Origin of the sequence: Psychrobacter piscatorii (assembly GCF_043641605.1) — a bacterium.
GTDB lineage: Bacteria > Pseudomonadota > Gammaproteobacteria > Pseudomonadales > Moraxellaceae > Psychrobacter > Psychrobacter piscatorii_C.
Window position 1 is genome coordinate 147,328 of the sequence record NZ_JBHZRK010000007.1, and the last position, 21,686, is coordinate 169,013.

A 21,686-nucleotide genomic window follows, 5' to 3' on the forward strand; every position below is an offset into this window, starting at 1 on the left:
GTCGTTTTGATTATTTGTCATTGTGATGGTTCGTTTTCTAACTCGTACTACCTTAACGCCCATATCTAGCAAAAACAGCTATAATAGTGTAACGCTCTTTATCAAAATGCTACTGCGACCCTATGACTATAAACTTATTAAACAAAAATGATGAACAATCAGACTTGCATTCAGGCGTCAATCCAGATGGTAAGCTTGCGCAATCGGTAAGTTTATTTCCTGATAGTGCGGATACTGATTCTAGTTCTGAGCCACTACGCCCGCAGTTTTGGTCACGATTTGCCTTAAACGAGCTAAACCATAGCGAATGGGAAGCGTTGTGCGATGGCTGCGGCAGCTGCTGCTTAATCAAATACATCGATAATGATGATGACGAAGAGTTAGTCGAGTATACCGATGTGACGTGCCAGCTCATGGACTGTGCGACAGGCTATTGCCAACATTATGCGACGCGCCAAGAGCATGTACCAGACTGTATTCAGCTGACCATGGATAACTTGCCTAATATGATGTGGCTGCCATCGCATTGCGCCTACAAGCGTTTGTATAAAGGGCAGAATTTGCCAAGCTGGCATCTGTTATTGACTCAGGATGTTGTAGTCACACAACACGAGATGCGTGCGGCCAACGTGGGTGTCGCTGGCCGCTGTATATCGGAGATTGGTATGTCTGATGAAGAGATGGAAACACGTGTGGTTAATTGGGTGAATCCATAACTGCTATAGGGCAGATTATCACGCTAATAAGATGCCTGAGCAGTCGATTTGGCTTTTGCTTCAGCACTAGATTGAGAGTCGGCCAATGGTGGTATCGGAATGTCTTGACGAATTTGCCGAGAGAACTGACGGCTATTGGCAATAGAGTGCAGGTTATCAAATCCGAGCGTCTTTGGATTAATATGAGTGCGCTCATACCACGTATCCATTGACCAAGGCTGGTTTTGCTTTTCAGGCGCAGCATCCAGCATACCGACATCATATAGATAGTTTGGCAGCCAGCCAGAGACCCAAATTCGATAATCCCACGGCAAGCGATCACCACTAACGATACGCGCCATATAAAAGATAATATTAGTACAGTTACTCGTCAACGTGTTGTACCAAGCGGGTTTGGTATTTAGCTCATCCATTGCCGTTAGATAAGATTCAAACAACGATCTCACCTCATGTTGCTGCAAATTGCTGATAGGAAACAGATAGACTTGCTCACCGCGTGCGTTGCTACGCGTATAGATAATATCGCGCTCTTCTGCGGCAATCAGGCTCAGCTCATACCGTCGAAAAAATCCCGCCAGTGCCGAAAACGACTCGCCATTTTCTTTACGAATTTCGAATGAGAAGGCAAGTGGTCTATCGTCTTCAAAGCGAAAACTGACCAAAGTATGAGCAATCAGTGGCCCCATCCAATAAGAGTTGGTCACATCAACGCCAGAGAGTTTAGATAAATCAATCGTGCGCGTCTCCCAATGCTCTGTGGCGTCCTCGTCTGTGCGCCAATCAAAATTACGGACATTGGTTAAGGTAATCAAATCAGGGTTGGTCGCATCGCGCTCATAAGAGACCCGTTGGTCGACCTCAGCCATCCAATCACGCTCTTGCTGGGGTTCGATAGAAAAAAACCAGCCTAGACCTATGAGCCAAGTTGCTCCGTATAAACCAATAAGCCACTTAGTAGCTGTATTTTTAGACGCTATGTTTTTAAGTGCTGTATTTTTAAGTGCTGTGTTTTTACCAACCGACTTTTTGCCAATGGACGCTTTATCAGCCGATGAGTCACTGTGCAGTATCTTTGTGACTGTATGCCAATAACGCGTACCAAGCAGTGCGGCTAATATACCCACGATGATGAGTGTTGCCAGCCAAGTGAGTACGGAGCTTATCCCGTACTGGTACCAAATCGCTAATAGCAACCACACTGCTGATAGCAATATTGTGATAGCGATCAAAAAAACCACGAGACGATGTCGCCATGTCGGTCTTGGTGGTTTGTTATCTGCTGATCTGTTGTCCAACTCACGACTGACAAAATGGCTGTCTACAAGCTGGCTGCGTGAACGCGATGATAATAAGCGGGAAAAAACGGAGCGTAGCGACATAAAGTTTGTTTTGATAAATAATGGCTTTGACCATAGCAAAGTTTATAACACACTGACAATACAATTTGAGTGAATTTGTCGTTGAATGTCGGTGAGGCTTGCGATAAAGTGAAGCTAAATTGTGCTGGTATGTCTGTTGTTTGTTACACAGATAATGATAAGCTCGCTGTTTTATTTGGCGCTTTTGTCCCCATCTATGATCTACTTATCTTATGAACGGTTATTCTAATTGCCATTAACTAAAGAGGTTAAATCACACCACCATGTCTGACGACACTCCCAGCCCGAGTAGTTGGTCGATGCGCGGCTTAAAACGCTGGCTATCGACCGCCCCCGAAACCCGTGATGAATTGATTCGTCTGGTACAAGACTCGCGCCAGTTTTTAGAGCCCGATACGGTCGATATGTTAGAAGGCGTGCTCGATCTGCCGGCGACACAAGTGCGCGAAATCATGACACCGCGACCGCAAGTGATTGGTCTGCACGAAAGCACTAGCCTTGACGAAGTGATGGATATCATTCTTGATACGACGCACTCGCGCTATCCTGTTTTTGACAGTCAAGATGATGATGCCGTCATTGGTATCCTATTGGCAAAAGATTTGATTCCTATTCTGGTGCACATGGTACGCAACCAAGAAGACAAAATCGATAGCAAACGTCTAAAAGACTTGGTGCGCCAGCCATTATATATCAGTGAAACAGCTCGTTCTGATACCCTGCTGCGCTCATTGCAGCGCACGCAAGTGCATATGGCGATCGTCGTCGATGAGTTTGGCAACTTTGGTGGTGTCGTTACCATGGAAGACTTGTTAGAGGAAATCGTTGGTGACATCGTTGATGAGCATGATGATTTTGATGAAGACAGCGATATTAATAATATCGTCGCTGATCCTGAAAAGCCAAACACATGGCGCGTGCAAGCATCTACAGTGATTGAGGACTGTAATGATGAGCTTGGCAGTCGTTTTGATGATACCGATGTCGATACCATGGGCGGTCTGGTCATGCAAGCACTCGGTTTCGTTGGTGATTTGGAGGGCGAGAGCGTGGTGATAGATGATTGGCAAATCACCATCACCGATGTTGAAGGACGATTTATCCAAAATCTAGAGCTGACCAAAACCAATGGGGATCAGCAGATACTGATAGGCAGCCATTAATTTGTATGTATTCCCATAATCAATAATTGGTGATAAAACATTCTTAGCAAGCTCAATAAAAAACACGATGAATCATCGTGTTTTTTGCTTTCTGTCTTTTGTATTTTGGTATGAGGTTTTCGCTACGCAAATTTACCCACTGATGGGTTTTGACTGGTATCATGGGTGGATTTTATTTGTGGTCCTGCATAAAGCATTATGCAGTCAGTTTTTGCTTGGGTTTTGTCTCAGTGCTGAGCTGTAAAATTTTGAAAAATATGGTCTTGGATAACTGCTATGCGTCTGTCTACTGTTGATTTACAAAAACGCCTGAACCCTGAACAGCCAAAAGGCTTACATCTGGGACTGACGGTACTGATCGCTTTGCTGGCAGGAGGCGCTTTCACACTTGCGCTCGCGCCTTACGGGATTTGGCCAGTTGCGTTGCTATCACCTGCCATTTTATATGCGTTGTTGATGCCAGAGATGACAGGTCGCCGCGCCTTCCTCATTGGGCAGGCATATGGTACGGGGCTTTGGTGTGTGGGTGCGTTTTGGCTGTACACATCTATCCATGTCTATGGTTCGACGCCCGTATGGCTTGCGCTGATTATGATTGCGCTGATGGGTCTCGGCATGGGGTTGTTCCATGGCTTTTTGGCGCTGATTTTTAATCGAGTGGTTGGCAAGCAGCCATTATCTTTTGCTGCGCTTTGGATACTCCAAGAGTGGATGAAAACGTGGCTATTCACAGGCTTTCCTTGGCTATTCGTCGGTTATGCATTTACTGAGCAATATTGGTTGTCTTCGCTAGCGCCTGTTGCGGGTGTCTTTGCTGTTTCCTTTGTGGCGGTGCTTCTGGCTGCCAGTCTCGTTGAGCTGTTGCGTCGTCGCGCAGGCTATATGATTCCGTCGATAGCCTTGTTGGTTGTTAGCTGCTCGCTATGGTTGATCAATCCGCAGTGGACCAAACCAAAAGGTACGCCTGATTTATCAGTGTCTTTGATTCAAGGCAATATCCCGCAAGATCTAAAATGGCTTACTGAGTATCAAATAGAAACCCTAAAAATCTACGCAACCTTGACTCGTGACGAGTGGGGACGTGACATTGTGCTGTGGCCTGAGTCATCGATTCCGATGTTTCAGACAGAAGCGGTTGGTTTTATCAATGAAATGGTAAAAATGGCCAAAGAGACGGACACGACATGGGTGACGGGCATTCCTTATAAAGACGAAGCCGCGTTTGATGCCAGTAAAGATAAATATGCGCCATTTTATAATAGTGTGGTTGCGCTAGGGGCTCAGGCAGATGGTTTGTACAAAAAACAGCGTCTGGTACCCTTTGGTGAATATATTCCGTTTGAAGGTGTGCTTGATATCCTGCCAAATCTGGCAGGCAGCCAAGATATCATGAGCTATAGCCGCGGCAGTGATCATCAGTCACCGCTGCGTGTACGAGGCCATAACTTGGGTGCGGCTATCTGCTATGAAGTCGCGTATCCAGATACCACGCGCAAAAACGCGATTGGCACAGACTTTTTATTGACCATCTCAAACGATGCGTGGTTCGGTACGTCGGCAGGCCCGCTACAGCATTTGCAAATGGTACAGATGCGCGCGCTCGAAAATGGTCGCTGGTTTATGCGTGCGACCAACACGGGGGTGACAGCTATCATCGATCATAAAGGTCGCATCGTAGCGCGTGCTCCGCAGTTTGAGCGCACTGTACTACGCGGTAATATACAGGCACGCGTTGGTAATACGCCGTTTATGCGTTTTGGCCAATATCCTATTTTGTTTATTATGGCGCTGCTGCTGATACTGAGTTACTTAGGTAAGCGTCCGAAGACGTCAGTACGTTTGAGTAAATAACTGTCATCAACGCTAAAAGCGAATAGTAAAATTGTCGATAATAAACCCTTTAAATACTTAAGGGTTTTCACAAATCAGTATAAATTGCGATATAATAGGTCAATATTTCAAATATTTTGTGCAAGGTGGATAAGGTATGTCAGAAGGTATCGTCAATAACAATCCAAAAAAAGAGCTGTTATACACTCTAGGTGGCATTGCCTTATTTTTAGGTATTGTTTTACTTATTGGTATTTCTGCATTTTTGCGTCCAGCCGGTGAGCATATCACGGCTACGCCAACGGAAGCATCAGAGGCCGCTGATGAAGCAGAAGCCATTGCTACCGAAGACGCTGCCCCAGCTGAAGCAAATGCTGAAACAGCACCAGCAGATGTAGCAGCACCTGATACTGCTGCAGATGCAACCGTCACACCAGCGACAGATGAAGATAGTGCAGTCGTCACTGCAGAAGCAGGTACAGCGACCGCTTCTGGTACAGTAAGCCAAGCGGCAGTTGCCGATGCTGATTTAACTGCTGAGCAAGCGGATGGTGACTTAGATGCTGGGGATGCTGTCGATACTGGTAACGTCGCTGATGAGACAGCAGCACAGTAATCCTGATATAGTGACTGACTGTTTATCCAAATAAATAGTGAAAGTGACTCGCAAGTAACTTAAAAATAAAGCATTTACGAACGGTAATATCACCTTGATAATACGGTTTTTTATAGCGAAAAAAAGCTCGCTCTCAGCGATTGAGAGCGAGCTTTTTTGTGGGTATTTGTGTAATTTTTAGCCAACTTTTTCTTTACTTGGTTATAACCAAGTGAAACAATGTTCCGCCTATATGACCGCTTATCGGAATAATTAGGCATTTGGTCATTACCAAAATAATCTTTAAAGGAATAAAGTTGTGAGTACACAATCAAAATCAGAAGCTAGTGCGGCTGAGCTACAAGCACTAGACAATGGCTTTATGGGACACCCTGCGCCATTACGCTCGTTGTTTTTTACTGAGATGTGGGAGCGTTTCTCTTACTATAGTATCCGTCCGCTACTCGTGCTATTTATGGTAGCAACAGTGAGTAGTGGTGGTTTTGGGTTCGATGAAGTCACGGCTTCTGCTATCTATGGTATTTTTGCCGGTTCATTATATTTGGCAGCCGTACCGGGCGGTTGGCTAGCAGATAACTGGCTGGGTCAAGAGCGTGCACTGTGGTGGGGTAGTATTATGATTGCCCTTGGTCACTTATGTATTGCACTCTCCGCTGTGTTCGGAATGGCGTTATTTTTCGTTGGTTTGATCTGTATCGTCTTGGGGTCAGGGCTATTTAAGACCTGTATCTCAGTGATGGTTGGCGCTTTGTATCCTAAGGGTGACTCTCGCCGTGATGGCGGTTTTACCTTGTTTTATATGGGTATTAACATCGGCGCGTTATTGGCTGCACTTATCGTTGGTGTGTTTAAAGAAAAAGGCATGTGGCACGTCGGCTTTGGCGTTGGTGGTTTGGGGATGCTAGTGTCCTTGCTCATCTATCGTTTTGTCGCCCAAAAGAATTTAACGCGTTTTGCGCGAGCCAAAGGTATCGATGCCGAGTGGGAACACTCCAATGACCGCTACAAAAACATTGGCCGCTGGGTAGGTGGTTTTGTTGCGCTGTTAGTCGCCATTGTGCTGTTAGTTTCTACAGGTATGGTGTCGTTCAACCCTGAGCTGGTCGCGGAGTATATGACCTATATCATTGCTGCCGTCGTTATACTTTACTTTGCCATTATGTTTATTTCACCGCGATTGGATAAGACGGACAAACTACGCTTGCTGATCTGCTTTATTTTAATCATTGGCTCGACGCTATTTTGGTCAAGTTTTGAGCAGCAGCCAACCTCTTTTAACTTATTTGCCGATCGTTATACGGATCTAAATGTTATGGGGTTCGAAATACCAAGCATTTGGTTTCAATCGTTGAACCCACTATTTATTTTAATATTGGCGCCTATCGTTAGTATTATCTGGGTCAAGCTGGGTAATCGAGGTCTTGAGCCGAGCAGTATGGCGAAATTTGCACTCGGTATGCTACTTGCAGCCGCTGGTTTTGCCTTGATGATTTTTGCATCAAAAAGCATCTTAGCGCCTGGTGCTGGCTTAGCATCGCCTTTATGGTTGGTGGGGAGTCTGCTGTTATTGACCCTTGGTGAGCTTGCGCTTAGCCCGGTAGGTCTGTCATCAATGACCAAGCTTGCACCAAAAGGCATGCAAGGTCAGATGATGGGGCTCTTCTTTGCTTCTATTGCGATGGGTAACTTGGTTGCGGCATTCTTTGGTGGCCATGTCTCAGCGGATAAAATCGAAGGTTTACCGACTTTGTTTACCACTATGACGATCTTCTTGGTAGTCTCTGCCGTGATACTGTTGGTATTGGCTAAGCCTATCAATAATATGCTGCAAAAAAGCGAGCACGCTGACGAGGTAAGCCAATAAAGACAGATAATTGGTGTATGCAAATCCTCTATCATGCCCATAGAATCAGTCCATAACCTATGATAAGACGTGTTACCATAACTGGCAGCACGTTTTATTGTTCTAATCAGTGAGATATTTTTTAGGCTATTGAAAGCCTACATTCTGCCCAAACATCTAGTTATGTTCTGCTGCAATACTATCAAGCAGCATCTAATAAGACGACTATTCATAGTTGCTACTCACCCCTCGATTTCTAAATAATTTATCTAAAATAAATAAGGACACCTATCATGAACAAACAAATCATCCAAGAGCGTATCGATACGCTACGCAAAACGCTAGTGGCTCAAGACCTCACTGCGATCATCGTACCCTCTGCCGATCCACATCTGTCTGAGTATTTGCCAGAGTATTGGCAAACCCGTCAGTGGCTATCAGGGTTTACGGGTTCAGTAGGGACACTTGTCGTGACAGCTGATTTTGCTGGTCTATGGACGGATAGCCGTTATTGGGTACATGCCGCTGAGCAGCTAGAGGATACGGGTATCACTTTGGAGAAGCTGGCACCTGGTCAACCAAATCATATCGACTGGCTGGTCGATCATTTGCAAGAAGGAGATAGCGTGGCAGTTGATGGCAATGTGCTCTCTATCGCTGAGCAAGATCGACTATTGAATGCATTTGATGCCAGTGATATTACCTTGATCACTGAACGTGATGTATTGACGAGCGTTTGGACAGATCGTCCAGCACTGCCTAATGCCAAATTGTATGCACATGATGAGCAGTTTCTTGCACAGTCTGCGACTTCAAAACTTGCGGCAGTACGCGCAGGCATGAAGGATGCTGGCGCAACCCATCATCTACTCTCAAGCTTAGATGACATCGCTTGGCTGACGAACTTGCGCGGTGCTGACGTTGATTACAACCCAGTGTTCTTAGCACATATGCTGATTGATACAGACAGTGCAACATTATTTGTTGATACCGATAAAGTGAGCGAAGATATTGCACAAAGTCTAAAAGACAGCGGTATCACATTGGCTGATTATTCTGCTGTACAAGAGGCATTGAGTTCGTTAACACCAGAAGATCTATTACTATTAGACCCAAGTAAAGTCGCAGTCGGTACCTTGTCCAAAATGGCAGACGATGTTGGCTTTATTGAGCAGATGGCACCGAGTACACTGCTTAAGTCTGTTAAGTCTGACTCAGATATCGAGCATGTGCGTGAGGCAATGCGTCAAGACGGCGCGGCTTTAGCTGAATTCTTTTCTGAGTTTGAGCAGCGTCTAGCAGCAGGCGAGCGCCTAAGTGAGCTGGATGTAGATAGTATGCTGATAGAGGTGCGTAGCCGTCAGCCGCATTATGTATCGCCAAGCTTCCCAACCATCGCTGGTTTTAATGAAAATGGTGCATTGCCGCATTACCGCGCAACGCCAGAAAAATTTAGTTATCTTGATGTGGCTGAGGGTGAAGGTGGTTTACTACTCATTGACTCAGGCGCTCAGTATCAAAATGGTACGACAGATATCACCCGCGTGGTCGGTATTGGACAAGTTACCGCTGAGCACAAACGTGACTTTACGACCGTACTCAAAGCCCATATTGCGCTTGCCCGTGCTTACTTCCCTGATGGTATCGCCTCTCCATTGATTGATGCGATTTGCCGCGCACCATTGTGGCAGGCTCAGATGGACTATGGTCATGGTACTGGTCACGGTGTTGGTTATTTCTTAAACGTGCATGAAGGCCCGCAAGTGATCGCTTATAGCGCCAGTACACCAAAAGAGCGTGCGATGAAAGTCGGTATGATTTCAAGTAATGAGCCAGGTTTGTACCGCGAGGGCAAATGGGGTATCCGTATTGAGAACTTGGTCGTGAATACACCAGTTGCCAATCCTACTGAGACAGAGTTTGGTCAATTCTTACACTTTGAAACCATCACTTATTGCCCAATCGACACGCGCCTGATCGAGCCATCACTATTGGATCAAACCGAGATTGATTGGTTAAATAGCTATCATAGCCAAGTATATGCTGAGCTAAATGATCGCGTAGAAGGTGCCGCCCTTGAGTGGTTGACTGAACGTACCAAAGCCATTTAATACCAAGCTCAAAACATTAACTAAAAGTACTAAAAAGCCCCGTAAATAATTTACGGGGCTTTTTAATGTTTGTGCTACAGGGCTTTTTAGAAAATAGAGATTGTTGCCGTTAGTGAATATTTTTCTTAGCCGCGTTTTCAGTAGTAGCTGACATATTTTGCTCACTGAAATGCTGAGTCATCTCAGCACGTAGCCAAGATTTCAGATTTTCCGACATGAGCATCATTTGCTCACTCAAGTAGTCGTCGATTTGGTTTTCAAGCTCACGAATTAACGTTTGATCCGCCGGATCCAGCTCACTGTCTTCTAACACCAAGTTGATGGCTGCACTGGTATTATTATTAATGTCTTTGATATGATGATTGACCAGCGCATGAGTTTGATCGCTCATGGTTTTGCTATCAGCGTTTTTATGATCGCTAGTCCTACTCTCACTATTGGCTACTTCAGAGTCAGTCTTTTCGATTTTTGAGTTGTCATCAGTATCGTTGTCTGTGACGCCTTTATCGGAGATGGCTTTTTCATCCATACTGCTTTTGTCGGCTGCTCGCTGCTCATTTTTTTCTTGTTCTTTTTGAGCCGTTTCTGCTTGTTCACGTCGCGTAGCTTCTGCTTTACGCGCAGTCTCTTCGGCCTCTTTTTTCTGTTCTTCTAACTGTTGTTTTTCAGTCGCTGCGCGCTCTTGTTCTTGTTTATCTATGATTGCCTTAGCGATGGCTTGCTCGGCATTATAGTTATCATACAGCTCGTCCACATGGGTATTCAAGTCATGTGTATGAAAAGTGAAGCTTTCAAATACGGTATCTGCTTGCAGTAGGGTGGTGATGTCTTTTAGCTCTTGGGTAATTGCAGCGCGTACTGGATCCGGTGCACACGTCCAGCGCTGATAAAACTGATGGGAAAATGAGTAGCTTGACATGGTATCTTCCATAAATGTTCCAAAAATTACCCCTTATCATACGCAAGTACGATAAGGGGCTGCAAGTGGACAAACGTAGCCAAACTGACAACAACGTTACAATGTTCAGACGTATCAAAATGACAATTCGACAATTCGGCAACGCGGTAATGCAAAAACGCGGTATCGCATCGCACGATATGCTTTTGGTTATTAGTGGTTGATAGGCCAGCGTGCAAATATCAAGGATCCATTGGTACCGCCAAAGCCGAAGCTGTTGGATACAGCATATTGCAAGTTATCGACTTTACGTGATTGGTTGGCCACATAATCGAGATTGCAGTTATCTTCTACATCTTCTAGGTTAATGGTGGGTGGTACGTGCTGATGCTGTAGGGCAAGCACGGTAAATATGGCTTCCACACCGCCTGCTGCACCAAGTAAGTGTCCTGTCATAGATTTGGTTGAGCTCACCAAAATACTGTCTTTCACTGGTGAAAACACGGTTTCAATAGCAATTGATTCAGCGACATCACCTGCAGGTGTACTGGTACCGTGCGCATTGACATAACCGACGCTTGCGGGTTCAATCCCAGCATCATTGAGGGCATTGCGCATGGCTTTTGCAGCGCCGCTACCATCTTCTGGTGGTGCGGTAATATGACTGGCGTCATCGCTCATGCCAAACCCGACCAGCTCTGCCAATATCGTTGCACCGCGCGCTTTGGCGTGGGCAAGGCTTTCTAAGACGACCATACCAGCACCGTCACCAAGTACAAAACCGTCACGGCCTTTATCAAACGGACGTGATGCTTTGGTTGGCTCATCGTTACGCGTGGAGAGGGCATGCATCGCGCTAAAGCCTGCTATACCAAGTGGGCTTGAGCCTTTTTCACTACCGCCAGCCAGCATGACATCGGCATCACCATAGGCGATCAAACGCGCAGCAAGACCGATAGCGTGAGTTGCGGTAGTACAGGCCGTTGATGTCGCAAGATTTGGCCCTTTTAAGTTGTGTTTAATCGCGACCAATCCTGCTGCCATATTGACAATAGAGCCTGGGATGATAAAGGGTGAGACTTTGGCAGCCCCTTTTTCGTGTAGGGTATCGCGACTGTTTTCGATGGTTTGGATACCACCAATACCTGAACCCAAGATAATACCAAAGCGATCTTGATCAACCCCTTGTACTGGCGCATCAGCAGCACTGACTTCATTGATAAGACCAGCGTGCTGTAGTGCCATAGAGGACGCTGCAATCCCGTAGTGTATAAACTCATCATAGCGGCGCGCATCTTTGGCGCTCATGTACTGCTTAGCCTCAAAGTCTTTGATCACACCTGCGATTTGCGCGCGGTAACCAGTTGCATCAAAATGCGTAATCGGTGAGATACCACTATCACCATTGAGTAGCTTGCTCCATGAGCTATCAACATCTAGACCAAGCGGAGTAATGGCACCCATACCTGTCACGACCACACGCGTATCATCAGAGCGCTCGTAATGAGGGGGTTTTTGACGCGATTTGTATACAGGAGCTGCGGTCATATTATTTGTGTCATCATTGGTGGCTTGGTCGATAGGTGAAGTGCTGTGTTGGCTCATGCGATATGTCCTATACTTACGGGTCCTAAGAGGATGGCGTTTTTAAAGTTATTATAAAACACATAGGTGCACGTATGTAAACTAAAATCTAACTGGTCAGGCAAAACAAACTTGTCCCAATACCACGCCTTTATTGGCACCAGTTACAGCAGGTAAATTACCAGTTTCGCCCATCAGTGTTTGTCTAGCTAACCAAGCAAAAGCCACGGCCTCTACCCATGTTGGTGCCAGCCCTAAATGATCCGTGGTCATTACTGTAGAGTGGAGTAAGTGAGCTCGTAGACGCGTCATCAAATAGTCATTTAATGCACCGCCACCGCAGACAGATACTGAGCTATTTTCTTTAGCATTGATAAACATATTGATTTGTGTACTTGCACTAATAGCGGTTAGCTCAGTCAATGTGGCTTGTACATCTGCAGATGAGTAGCGAGTATAGACAGAAGTCTGATCGAATGTTTGCAACTCATCCTGTAGCCAAGCCAAGTTAAAATCTTCGCGGCCCGTACTTTTGGGATGAGACTGAGCAAAAAATGGATGTGCCAAAAGCTGCTCTAATAGCGGTTCAATGATGATTCCAGACTGTGCCCAAGCACCACTCGCATCATAGCTATTATCAGTATGCAATGCTGTCCACGCATCCAATAGTAAGTTTGCAGGTCCAGTATCGTAGCCAACAACCAGATCTTTTCCATCAGCAGGCAAGACGGTTATATTGGCAATACCGCCCAAATTTAATATCACGCGTGTGTGATCGGATGCGCCAAACAGTGCTTGGTGGAAGGCAGGAACCAATGGCGCACCTTGACCACCGACGGCCATATCACGGCGACGAAAATCACTGACGACGCTAATACCAGTACGCTCAGCGATGATATTGGCATCGACCAATTGCAAGCTAAAACCCATCTGCGGGCGATGGCGTACTGTTTGCCCATGACAGCCAATCGCCAGTACTGATTCAGCATCGATATCTGCTTGCTGTAATAATGTATTGACCACCTCGCTTGCGAACTCCGCATATTCGCGACTTGCCCAACCAAACCAGTCAAGCTCGCTGTTTGGCTCTTCTGCTGTTGGTGTTAATTGATTCACACCATTTGGCTGACATAATGCCAATAGGACCTCACGCAATCGTGGTGGAAAATCTTGACTATATGTCGCCAGCAGCTGCATTGGCGGTTGGGTGTTTTCTTTATTACTGGGATTTTCTGTATCGCCCGTGTCATGATTAAACTGACAAATAACCGCGTCCATACCATCCAAGCTGGTACCCGACATCATGCCGATATATAAGCCGTCATCAAAGCTTTCAAACACCGTTTGCTCAAGCGCATCGGTCAGTGTGGCATAGTTCGAATTATCCGAGGTCAAATCATCAATATCGTCTGAGCTATTACCCAAACCATTATTCATAAGCAAGTCTGCGAGGGCATTATGGTCAGTATCAGCAATCGATGCGGGGTTGGTCATGGCAATTTACCTTAAAAAACGCTAGTATATCCGTCAAATTCTAGCATTTTTTCTGACCTTTTGAGCTTCTAAACGTCATAAGGTGTTGAGCCAGTAACCGTCATTTATAAAAATCCTAATTAAAGAGACATATAGAGAGAACCATGACCAATCAAACTTACACCCTAGAAGAACAGCTGGCCCTTATTCAGCGCGGTACGCAAGAGATTTTATCTGAAGACGACTTAGTCGCCAAGCTAAAGCTCAACCGTCCGCTACGTATTAAAGCAGGCTTTGATCCTACCGCGCCTGATCTGCATTTAGGTCACACGGTTTTGATCAACAAGCTCAAGCATTTTCAAGATTTGGGTCATGAGATTTATTTCTTGATTGGTGACTATACTGCCAAGATTGGCGACCCTTCTGGTAAGAACTCTACGCGTCCGCCATTGACTGATGAGCAAATCAAAGCCAATGCTACGACCTATGCTGAGCAAGTATTTAAAATCTTGGACAAAGAAAAGACCCGCGTGGTCTTCAACTCTGAGTGGTTCAATGATATGAGCGCCGCTGATATGATTCAGCTTGCCAGTCAGCAGACGGTCTCGCGTATGCTTGAGCGTGATGACTTCTCGAAACGTTATGCGTCGCAAACACCTATCTCAATTCATGAGTTTCTCTATCCGTTAGTACAAGGCTATGATTCTATCGCCCTAAAAGCCGATGTTGAGCTTGGTGGTACGGATCAAACCTTCAACTTATTGATGGGTCGTACGTTGCAAGGCCGCTATGACCAAGAGCAACAAGTTTGTATTACTGTGCCAATCTTAGAGGGGCTAGACGGTGTCAATAAAATGTCTAAATCTCTAGGCAACTATGTCGCCATCTATGATGCGCCAGGCACCATGTACCAAAAAATCCTATCGATGCCAGATACCTTGATCCATCGCTACTTTGAGTTTTTGAGCTTTAAGCCAATGGAAGAGATCGAAGGCTTAATGCGCGAAATGAAAGACGGGCGCAATCCACAAGAAATCAAACGTATCCTTGCTGAAGAATTAATCGAGCGTTTCCATGATGCTGACGCCGCGGCAAATGCGCACAAATCAGCAGGCAATGTCTTAGCAGATGGTGAGTTGCCAGTGGATTTGCCAGAAGTGACATTAACGCTTGAAGAAGGTCAAGAGGCATTGTTTATCACACAGATATTAAACCAAGCAGGTTTGACTAAAAATAGTGCCGCAGCAAAAGACATGATCAAGCGCAATGCAGTCAAAGTCGATGGTGAAGAGGTCAATGCTGGCTTTAGCTTAAGCTCAGGTCAAACGGTTGTGATTCAAGCAGGCAAGAAAGCCTATGCAAAAGTGACGGTTGCTTAAGCGCTTGCTCACATCAATAATGGCTTGAGGAGAGATAAATGCTAGAACAGGTTACCTTATCGAGTAATGGCATTATCCTTGAGCCATTAACGCTCGCTCATGCCACTGACTTGGTTGAGGCTTGCCAAGATGGTAAATTGTGGAAAATAAACGTGACATCTGTACCTGAGCCAGACAAAGTCATTGACTATATTAATATTGCAGATTCAATGCCTGACAGACAAGCTTTTGCCGTGATGAGCGTATGGGCAAAGCGATTGGGTCAACGAGCTTTCATGACATTTTGCCGACTACCAAACGCTTAGAGATTGGCTATACATGGTATGCTAAATCTTACTGGCGCACGCATGTCAATACCACCTGTAAGCTTATGCTGCTCACCTATGTATTTGAAACGCTAGAATATCAAACCGTAAGATGGCGTACAGATATTGATAATTACCGCTCACAACAGGCTATCGAACGCTTAGGTGCTAAAAAGGATGGGGTGATTCGTGGCAATCGAGTACGCCGTGATGGCATTATTTCAGATACAGTTATGTACAGTATCGTTAGCTCTGAATGGGCAGATGTAAAGCCCAAGCTTGCAACAAAAGTACAAAGCGTTTATTAATCTTTTAACTATTAATATAAATGAGTGGTTTATGTCTCAACAAAATCAAAACACGGTAGTCCAAGGCATTTACCGCCATTACAAAGGTAACATTTATCAAGTGCTGCACACGGCAAAGCACTCAGAAACCGAAGAGTCGCTTGTGGTGTACCGTTGTCTTTACGGTGAGTATGGCGTGTGGGTACGCCCGCTTACCATGTTTACTGAAATGATCACCGTTGAGGGCAAAGAAATTCCAAGGTTCGAATTGATTCAGTGCTTAAACGATTAATAATGAATTATGATCGAATATAAATTTCATCCAATAAAAAACGACCCGTTGAGGTCGTTTTTTTATTTTATATATAGACAGTCAATTAACTGTTTAAAAATGCAATCAATGTTTTATTGAACTCTTCGCTATGGGTCACATTGATACCATGTGGACCACCTTCAACGACATGCAGTTTACTGTCTGCAATCATATCGTGAGAGCGTTCACCGCTTGCTTCAAACGGGACGATTTGATCGGCATCACCATGTATGACTAAGGTTGGCACATCAAACGCTTTTAAATCATCGCGGAAGTCCGTGTAGCTGAACGATTTGACGCAATCAAAGGTTGCTTTGGCAGAGGCGAAAGCAGCGATATCGCGGTTGTATAAGCGCATAGGCTTACTGACCAGCGACTTACCGTCTTTTGGCGTAAAGAAATTCTTGGTAAAGTCATTCAAAAAGGCAATACGATCATCGCTCACGCCATCCAAGAATCCTTGAATGTCTGCTTCTTCAAGACCGCCATCAGGGTTATCATCTGCCTTAAACAGATACGGCGGAACAGCAGACGCCAGTACCGCTTTGCTCACACGCTCTGAGCCATATTTGCCAAGATAGCGAGCCACTTCACCGCCACCCATAGAGAAGCCAACGATGGTCGCATCTTGTAAATCGAGCGCCTCCATCAAGCCTTTCAAGTCTTGGGCTAGGGTGTCGTAGTCGTATCCATTCCATGGTTTGGACGATTGACCAAAGCCACGTCTGTCATAGGTAATGACTTGATAACCAGCTTCGACTAGCGCAGGTAGCTGTGCTTCCCAAGCGCGTCCACTAAGTGGCCAGCCATGAATGAGTATGACAGGTTTGCCAGTACCTTGGGTTTCGTAATAGAGTTCGACCGGTTGATCGTCTTGAGTCGCAACGGTAGCGTAGGGCATGATCTTATCCTTTTGGTATTATTATATTCATATATTTTTATGTTGATGCTTATCAGTGACTGTCGTTCATAGTGAGTCATTAAGGATTTGCATCAGCTTTTTAGTATAGAATCAGCCCAAGTTAATTGCTACGACAGGTTGTAAAGTTATAGTAGTAATTATAAAGCGGTTGTGTAAAATCCTAGTCAATCTTGTAGAAATTCTTTTAATATCTTATGAAATCGCAATGGCTCATCGACGGGTACGGCATGTCCTGAGCGCGGCAGGATAACGTCACGAGCATTAGGTAGCATACGTGTGGTTTCTTGCTGCCATTTGGGGTCATAGAGTTTTGATTGTCCACCAATGAGACTGACCACTGGGATGATGACGTTCTCTATACCTGCACGAAAATCGTAAGATATCGCCAGATATGCTTGCAGGCAGCGCATTTTATGTTGCCATGTTTGGTGATTATAAAATGCCAGCTTATGATCGTTTTGATGAGTAAGTGTCTGAACGACAGCTTTCGAGCGTGGACGGCTGACAGAGAGTAAAGAAAACAATCTTTCGACATCGGTCACATGGCGTTTGAGAGAAAACGGCAAGTGCGTAAAGTGTTCAACTTGCGCATAGGGTAGTGTCCTATCGACAATGTCTTGAAACACGGCAAACATCTCTTTTTGTCGATCCCCAAACAAGCCGCCTTGCCAATCTGGTTGATTGTGAATCACAGGGCTTTGATCAATATTCAGATAGCGACTGACTCTAGCTGTACCAAAACGTTCAAAATAAGACCACATGACGAGTGCCCCCATAGAAATCGCGGCTACAAGTAGCGACTCTACGTGACGCCTCAGGCAGACGTGTTTAATCACCGCATCGACATCATCAGCATACTGACGTATAAAATCAAACTGCGTCAACTCAATATTTTTTGCTGCACCAAAACCTCGAAAATGCGGCAAGTAAAACTCATATTTACCCATTAGTGGCAGTATAAAAGGTAAAAATTCACGCGCATCCATGCCATAAGCATGCATCATCATGACGGGTTTGCCATTCCCAATGACAGACACGGGTAGCGCCGTACCATCAGCTGTCTTTATATTGATTGTTCGTAATTGATATGACGCGGGTAGGGGAAGAAGAGTTTTTTTCATAGAATGACATCACTTTTGGTTATCAAGCCATCTTGGTTGAGTGGTCAAGATGTATTTTTACAAACGTATTCATACCGCGAATAAAAGACTGTTATATTGAAGCAGTCATCTGACCATAGCATAGAATTTGGCTAACGGTAAAAGCAGTAGCGATAACTGATAAGGATAGAAGGGTATGAGCAAATCGATATTGTCGTCATTGGATAGTAGCTTGTATCCACAAGTTTGGGAGCAGCAGACATTTACCAGTCCACAAGCGCTTTTATTATCGATACTAAATAATGAGGTTACGGTAGATGCCAATAGCTTTTCCAAGCGACTACTGGCGAACGATATTTATCAAGAATGGATTAATGCCACGGTGTTTGGACGGTATTTGCATCGCAACTTTACCGCGTTTTATCAACAAACAGAAGACAGTTTTAATGTAGAAATGCCTGCCTTGTTTCGTCAAGAGCTGACCCGCCATGCGCAATATATGCCATTAGATCAGGTATTATTTTTTGCAGGAGAGATGCCAAAAGTGGTACGACAAACAAAGCTGCTCACCACCACCGTAAATCCTGCCACGGCCATCATTAACGCACAAAAAATGGCAACTCATCAGGTTTCTCATTCAAAGGTAATCGTTAATCAAATCACCATCGTCGGTAAGCAAGTATTAGGGTTTCCCATACGTCACAATAAGCGCACTAGCGAGCGCCTGCGTAATGAAGTATTGATTATGGACTTTGAGGATTTGCGCTTGGTCAATGAGGTGACGATTGAAGATATAAAAAAAAGCAATATAGAGTCATCTATATTGCTTCGGTCTTACGAGTTACGTTGATTGTTAAATAGATGCGCTTTTAACGGTCTTTTTTAGCCACCGTCAGACCGTTATAGGTTTGTGCGACTGGCATCACTTCCAAACGATTAACATTGATATGCGCAGGCGACTCAATCAGCCACAGTAATATATCGCCGATATCTTCACCTGTCATGGTCTTAAAGCCATCATAGACTTTAGCTGCTTTGTCATCATCACCATGATAGCGCACGTTTGAAAACTCAGTACCCGCAACTACGCCCGGTTCAATATTGGTCACACGCACCTGCGTACCAATAAGATCAGCACGTAAATTTAGGCTAAATTGTTTGACAAACGCTTTAGTTGCGCCGTACACATTGCCACCAAAGTACGGCCAGCTACCAGCAATCGAGCCGACATTGATGATATAACCACTATCGCGCTCAACCATCGCTGGCAAGACTGCATGAGTCAATGCCATTAGACCTTTAACATTGGTATCCGTCATGCGCATCCAATCATCGAGACTGGCTTTGTGGGCAGGCTCTGTACCGAGTGCCAATCCTGCATTATTGACCAAAACATCAATCTGTTTAAAGTCATCAGGCAAGTCAGCAATGATTTGCGGGATAGAATCCGTATCGCTCACATCCATCACCACAGGTAAAAAGTTCTCACCCAAAGTATCTGCCAAAGCATTCAGTTTGTCGATACGTCTAGCGCACCCAACCACACGATGACCATTTGCAACCAAACGCTCTGCCAGTGCTTTACCAAAACCTGCGCTTGCTCCTGTAATCAATACATTCATTGCCTGTCCTTATTATTGATGTGCTAGATTTTTACCATAATCTTGATGACTACTTTTTATGCTAAGACGGTTTATCTATTTGATAATTGCTTGCCAAAGATTTTATCACCCGCATCACCCAGACCGGGAATAATATAACCATGCTCATCCAAATGACTGTCTAGCGCAGCGGTATAAATAGTCACGTCAGGATGCGCTTCATTGACCAAACGTACGCCTTCAGGTGCAGCCACGAGTACCAATGCTTTAATATTCGTACAGCCATTTTTCTTTAGCATCTCAATAGTCGCAACCATTGAGCCACCCGTGGCTAGCATTGGGTCAATGATAAGCGCAGGACGTTTGTCCATGTGACTGACAAATTTTTCAAAGAATGGTACTGGCTGCAACGTTTCTTCATCACGTTGTAGACCTACCACAGAAATCTTAGCAGTAGGGATTAAGTCGAGCACCCCGTCAAGCATGCCAATACCTGCGCGTAGAATCGGTACGATAGTTGCCGTCTTACCGATGATTTGCTCACCAGTGATTTCGCCGCACCAGCCTTGCATTGGGAAAGTCTCAATCTCAAAATCACGGCTTGCTTCATAAGCCATCAAGCGTGCAAGCTCTTTGGTCAATGTACGAAATTTATAAGTACTACAGTCTTTTTCGCGCATGAGGCTGAGTTTATGACGGACTAATGGATGATCGATTACCGTAATTTTTAAATCGCTGTTTAAGTCACTCATAGAATCTCTCTCGGTTTCTTGTCTGATGCTTGCGCAATTACTGCGGTTGCTATTAGTATAAAAGATACAAACACTTACCGCACTTTAACCATATCTTTGGCATATCAAGAGTAAAGTTAATGCCTTCACAATCAAGCTAATCAACTATTTTACGACAGTGCGCATTTATCGCGATGACAATATTTGCGTTCACAGCTGCCATCAAAGCCTAAGCAATTCAGGCTAAGTAAAATGATATCGCGCTATCTTAAGTCAACTGATTGAACCGACTAAGTTTGACTATATAACGTGATTATAAGTGAGGTAGTGTTTAGACTTGCTATGATACCAAAAAAACCGCTTTTCTGATGAAGAATATCATGACTATAAAAACACCAAGCACCCAAAAAAATGCTGATACTAAACCGACATCATTTGATGATAAAGCCACAGAGCTTGAAAATCACCCCTTTGAGCCTGTCTTACCGCCCAATGCCACGGTCATGATGATGGGTACATTTCCGCCGACTAGCGATAAATGGGCAATGAGCTTTCATTATCCCAATTTTTATAATGATATGTGGCGCATCTATGGCCGAGTGTTTTTTGAGGACGCTGATTACTTTAGAGTCGGCGATGAGAAGCGCTTTGACCCTGAGCGTATTCGAGATTTTATGTTCGAGCGTGGCATCGCTTCTTGTCCGACAGTAAAGCAAGCCATTCGTGAGACAGGTAATGCTTCGGATAAAAACCTAACGGTAGTCACACCCGTTGATTTAGATGTTATCTTGCCGCAAGTGCCAAAGGTAAAGTCATTGTTCACGACAGGAGGCAAGGCGACCGAAGTACTGCTCGGGTTATTAGTCGAGCCGATTGCTAAATCAAAGTATCCAAAAACCAATCAGAGTATGGATTATCCTTATCAGTGGCAGGATGCGGATAATAAAAAAATAGATGTTAATGATTTAACCTTGTATAGATTACCTTCAACCTCACGTGCCTATCCGTTATCGTTGGATAAGAAAGTCGCTGCATATAAAGCGTTCTTTGAGAGGGTGGGTAAGTTGTAATATAAAAGATAACTCTTTATAGATGGGTATTAGAAATAGAGAAGCTTATGCAGTCAGTAAAACCCAATAACATATCTAACAGGTCTATCGTTTAGAACGCATTTCCAACTACCCATCAATTAGCTCAAATCATTGAATATCTAACCCATTGAAAGTATTACCAGTTTCAATATATTTGAAAATAAACCAAGAAACATTAACAAAACAGGTTGACACAAAAATTAAACCCTCTATAATACGCCCTCATCAGACGGACTAGCGGCAACGAATATGTAAATTACATATTACTAACCCAGTTAACCTGTTGAAACAAATTAAAATAAAGCTTGACAATTCAAATCATTATGATAAGATAGTCGGCTCGC

At 44.6% G+C, this 21,686-nt stretch carries 20 protein-coding genes; 12 read left to right on the top strand and 8 right to left on the bottom strand.

Features of this window, described 5'->3' with window-relative positions; genetic code table 11:
* The first annotated feature begins 122 nt into the window (after window positions 1–122).
* A complete protein-coding gene (locus ACHUET_RS08505) occupies window positions 123–716 on the top strand; it encodes a YcgN family cysteine cluster protein (protein WP_394212125.1) in 594 nt (197 codons plus the stop codon).
* A gap of 23 nt (window positions 717–739) precedes the next feature.
* Here the strand turns inward: ACHUET_RS08505 and ACHUET_RS08510 are convergent, their stop codons facing one another.
* Window positions 740–2,095 carry an Lnb N-terminal periplasmic domain-containing protein gene (locus ACHUET_RS08510; RefSeq protein WP_394212127.1) on the bottom strand — a complete coding sequence of 452 codons (1,356 nt, stop codon included), beginning with the start codon at window positions 2,093–2,095 and terminating at the stop codon, window positions 740–742.
* 263 nt (window positions 2,096–2,358) lie between these two features.
* Between ACHUET_RS08510 and ACHUET_RS08515 the strand changes: the two genes are divergently transcribed.
* The 5 genes from ACHUET_RS08515 (at window position 2,359) to ACHUET_RS08535 (ending at window position 9,658) form a co-directional block, all read left to right on the top strand.
* The gene (locus ACHUET_RS08515; RefSeq protein ID WP_075106412.1) at window positions 2,359–3,258 is read left to right on the top strand and encodes a CBS domain-containing protein; all 900 of its coding nucleotides are present in this window, start codon (window positions 2,359–2,361) and stop codon (window positions 3,256–3,258) included.
* A gap of 276 nt (window positions 3,259–3,534) precedes the next feature.
* Window positions 3,535–5,109: an apolipoprotein N-acyltransferase gene (lnt, locus tag ACHUET_RS08520; protein WP_394212129.1), complete on the top strand. Its 1,575-nt coding sequence runs from the start codon at window positions 3,535–3,537 to the stop codon at window positions 5,107–5,109.
* Window positions 5,110–5,245: 136 nt separating this feature from the next.
* Window positions 5,246–5,704, top strand: a complete 459-nt coding sequence (locus tag ACHUET_RS08525; protein WP_394212131.1) for a hypothetical protein — start codon at window positions 5,246–5,248, stop codon at window positions 5,702–5,704.
* A gap of 361 nt (window positions 5,705–6,065) precedes the next feature.
* Complete coding sequence (locus ACHUET_RS08530; protein WP_394212161.1) at window positions 6,066–7,568, top strand: peptide MFS transporter; 1,503 nt, start codon at window positions 6,066–6,068, stop codon at window positions 7,566–7,568.
* Between the two features lie 272 nt (window positions 7,569–7,840).
* Complete coding sequence (locus ACHUET_RS08535) at window positions 7,841–9,658, top strand: aminopeptidase P family protein (protein ID WP_394212132.1); 1,818 nt, start codon at window positions 7,841–7,843, stop codon at window positions 9,656–9,658.
* 109 nt (window positions 9,659–9,767) lie between these two features.
* On the opposite strand, the gene ACHUET_RS08540 is transcribed toward ACHUET_RS08535, so the two are convergent.
* From ACHUET_RS08540 to ACHUET_RS08550, 3 genes are all read right to left on the bottom strand, one after another.
* The gene (locus tag ACHUET_RS08540; protein ID WP_394212134.1) at window positions 9,768–10,589 is read right to left on the bottom strand and encodes a hypothetical protein; all 822 of its coding nucleotides are present in this window, start codon (window positions 10,587–10,589) and stop codon (window positions 9,768–9,770) included.
* 180 nt (window positions 10,590–10,769) lie between these two features.
* Window positions 10,770–12,104: a beta-ketoacyl-ACP synthase II gene (gene fabF, locus ACHUET_RS08545; protein ID WP_394212163.1), complete on the bottom strand. Its 1,335-nt coding sequence runs from the start codon at window positions 12,102–12,104 to the stop codon at window positions 10,770–10,772.
* A gap of 153 nt (window positions 12,105–12,257) precedes the next feature.
* Window positions 12,258–13,634: an anhydro-N-acetylmuramic acid kinase gene (locus ACHUET_RS08550; protein WP_394212136.1), complete on the bottom strand. Its 1,377-nt coding sequence runs from the start codon at window positions 13,632–13,634 to the stop codon at window positions 12,258–12,260.
* A 143-nt stretch (window positions 13,635–13,777) separates the two neighbouring features.
* On the opposite strand from ACHUET_RS08550, the gene tyrS reads away from it, so the two are divergent.
* Genes tyrS through ACHUET_RS08570 form a run of 4 tightly spaced genes read left to right on the top strand, consistent with a single transcriptional unit; the run spans window position 13,778 to window position 15,876 of the window.
* Window positions 13,778–14,992 carry a tyrosine--tRNA ligase gene (gene tyrS / locus ACHUET_RS08555; RefSeq protein ID WP_394212138.1) on the top strand — a complete coding sequence of 405 codons (1,215 nt, stop codon included), beginning with the start codon at window positions 13,778–13,780 and terminating at the stop codon, window positions 14,990–14,992.
* A 38-nt stretch (window positions 14,993–15,030) separates the two neighbouring features.
* The gene (locus ACHUET_RS08560; protein WP_394212140.1) at window positions 15,031–15,297 is read left to right on the top strand and encodes a GNAT family protein; all 267 of its coding nucleotides are present in this window, start codon (window positions 15,031–15,033) and stop codon (window positions 15,295–15,297) included.
* Complete coding sequence (locus ACHUET_RS08565) at window positions 15,237–15,605, top strand: GNAT family N-acetyltransferase (RefSeq protein ID WP_394212141.1); 369 nt, start codon at window positions 15,237–15,239, stop codon at window positions 15,603–15,605. Before ACHUET_RS08560 ends, ACHUET_RS08565 begins: the two co-directional genes overlap by 61 nt.
* A gap of 31 nt (window positions 15,606–15,636) precedes the next feature.
* Window positions 15,637–15,876, top strand: a complete 240-nt coding sequence (locus ACHUET_RS08570) for a DUF1653 domain-containing protein (RefSeq protein WP_394212143.1) — start codon at window positions 15,637–15,639, stop codon at window positions 15,874–15,876.
* 85 nt (window positions 15,877–15,961) lie between these two features.
* Here the strand turns inward: ACHUET_RS08570 and ACHUET_RS08575 are convergent, their stop codons facing one another.
* Window positions 15,962–16,798, bottom strand: a complete 837-nt coding sequence (locus ACHUET_RS08575; RefSeq protein ID WP_394212145.1) for an alpha/beta fold hydrolase — start codon at window positions 16,796–16,798, stop codon at window positions 15,962–15,964.
* 185 nt (window positions 16,799–16,983) lie between these two features.
* Window positions 16,984–17,940 (bottom strand): alpha/beta fold hydrolase, encoded by a 957-nt coding sequence (locus ACHUET_RS08580; RefSeq protein WP_394212146.1) that lies wholly within the window; start codon window positions 17,938–17,940, stop codon window positions 16,984–16,986.
* Between the two features lie 175 nt (window positions 17,941–18,115).
* Between ACHUET_RS08580 and ACHUET_RS08585 the strand changes: the two genes are divergently transcribed.
* Complete coding sequence (locus ACHUET_RS08585; protein ID WP_394212148.1) at window positions 18,116–18,769, top strand: hypothetical protein; 654 nt, start codon at window positions 18,116–18,118, stop codon at window positions 18,767–18,769.
* 19 nt (window positions 18,770–18,788) lie between these two features.
* On the opposite strand, the gene ACHUET_RS08590 is transcribed toward ACHUET_RS08585, so the two are convergent.
* Together ACHUET_RS08590 and upp are read right to left on the bottom strand one after the other, a co-directional pair.
* Window positions 18,789–19,541, bottom strand: coding sequence for an SDR family NAD(P)-dependent oxidoreductase (locus tag ACHUET_RS08590; protein ID WP_394212150.1), 753 nt, complete (start codon window positions 19,539–19,541; stop codon window positions 18,789–18,791).
* Between the two features lie 71 nt (window positions 19,542–19,612).
* Entirely contained in the window at window positions 19,613–20,272 is a 660-nt protein-coding gene (gene upp / locus ACHUET_RS08595) for a uracil phosphoribosyltransferase (RefSeq protein ID WP_201600324.1), read from the bottom strand.
* A 359-nt stretch (window positions 20,273–20,631) separates the two neighbouring features.
* Between upp and ACHUET_RS08600 the strand changes: the two genes are divergently transcribed.
* The gene (locus ACHUET_RS08600; RefSeq protein ID WP_394212151.1) at window positions 20,632–21,321 is read left to right on the top strand and encodes a DNA glycosylase; all 690 of its coding nucleotides are present in this window, start codon (window positions 20,632–20,634) and stop codon (window positions 21,319–21,321) included.
* Window positions 21,322–21,686: the final 365 nt, after the last annotated feature.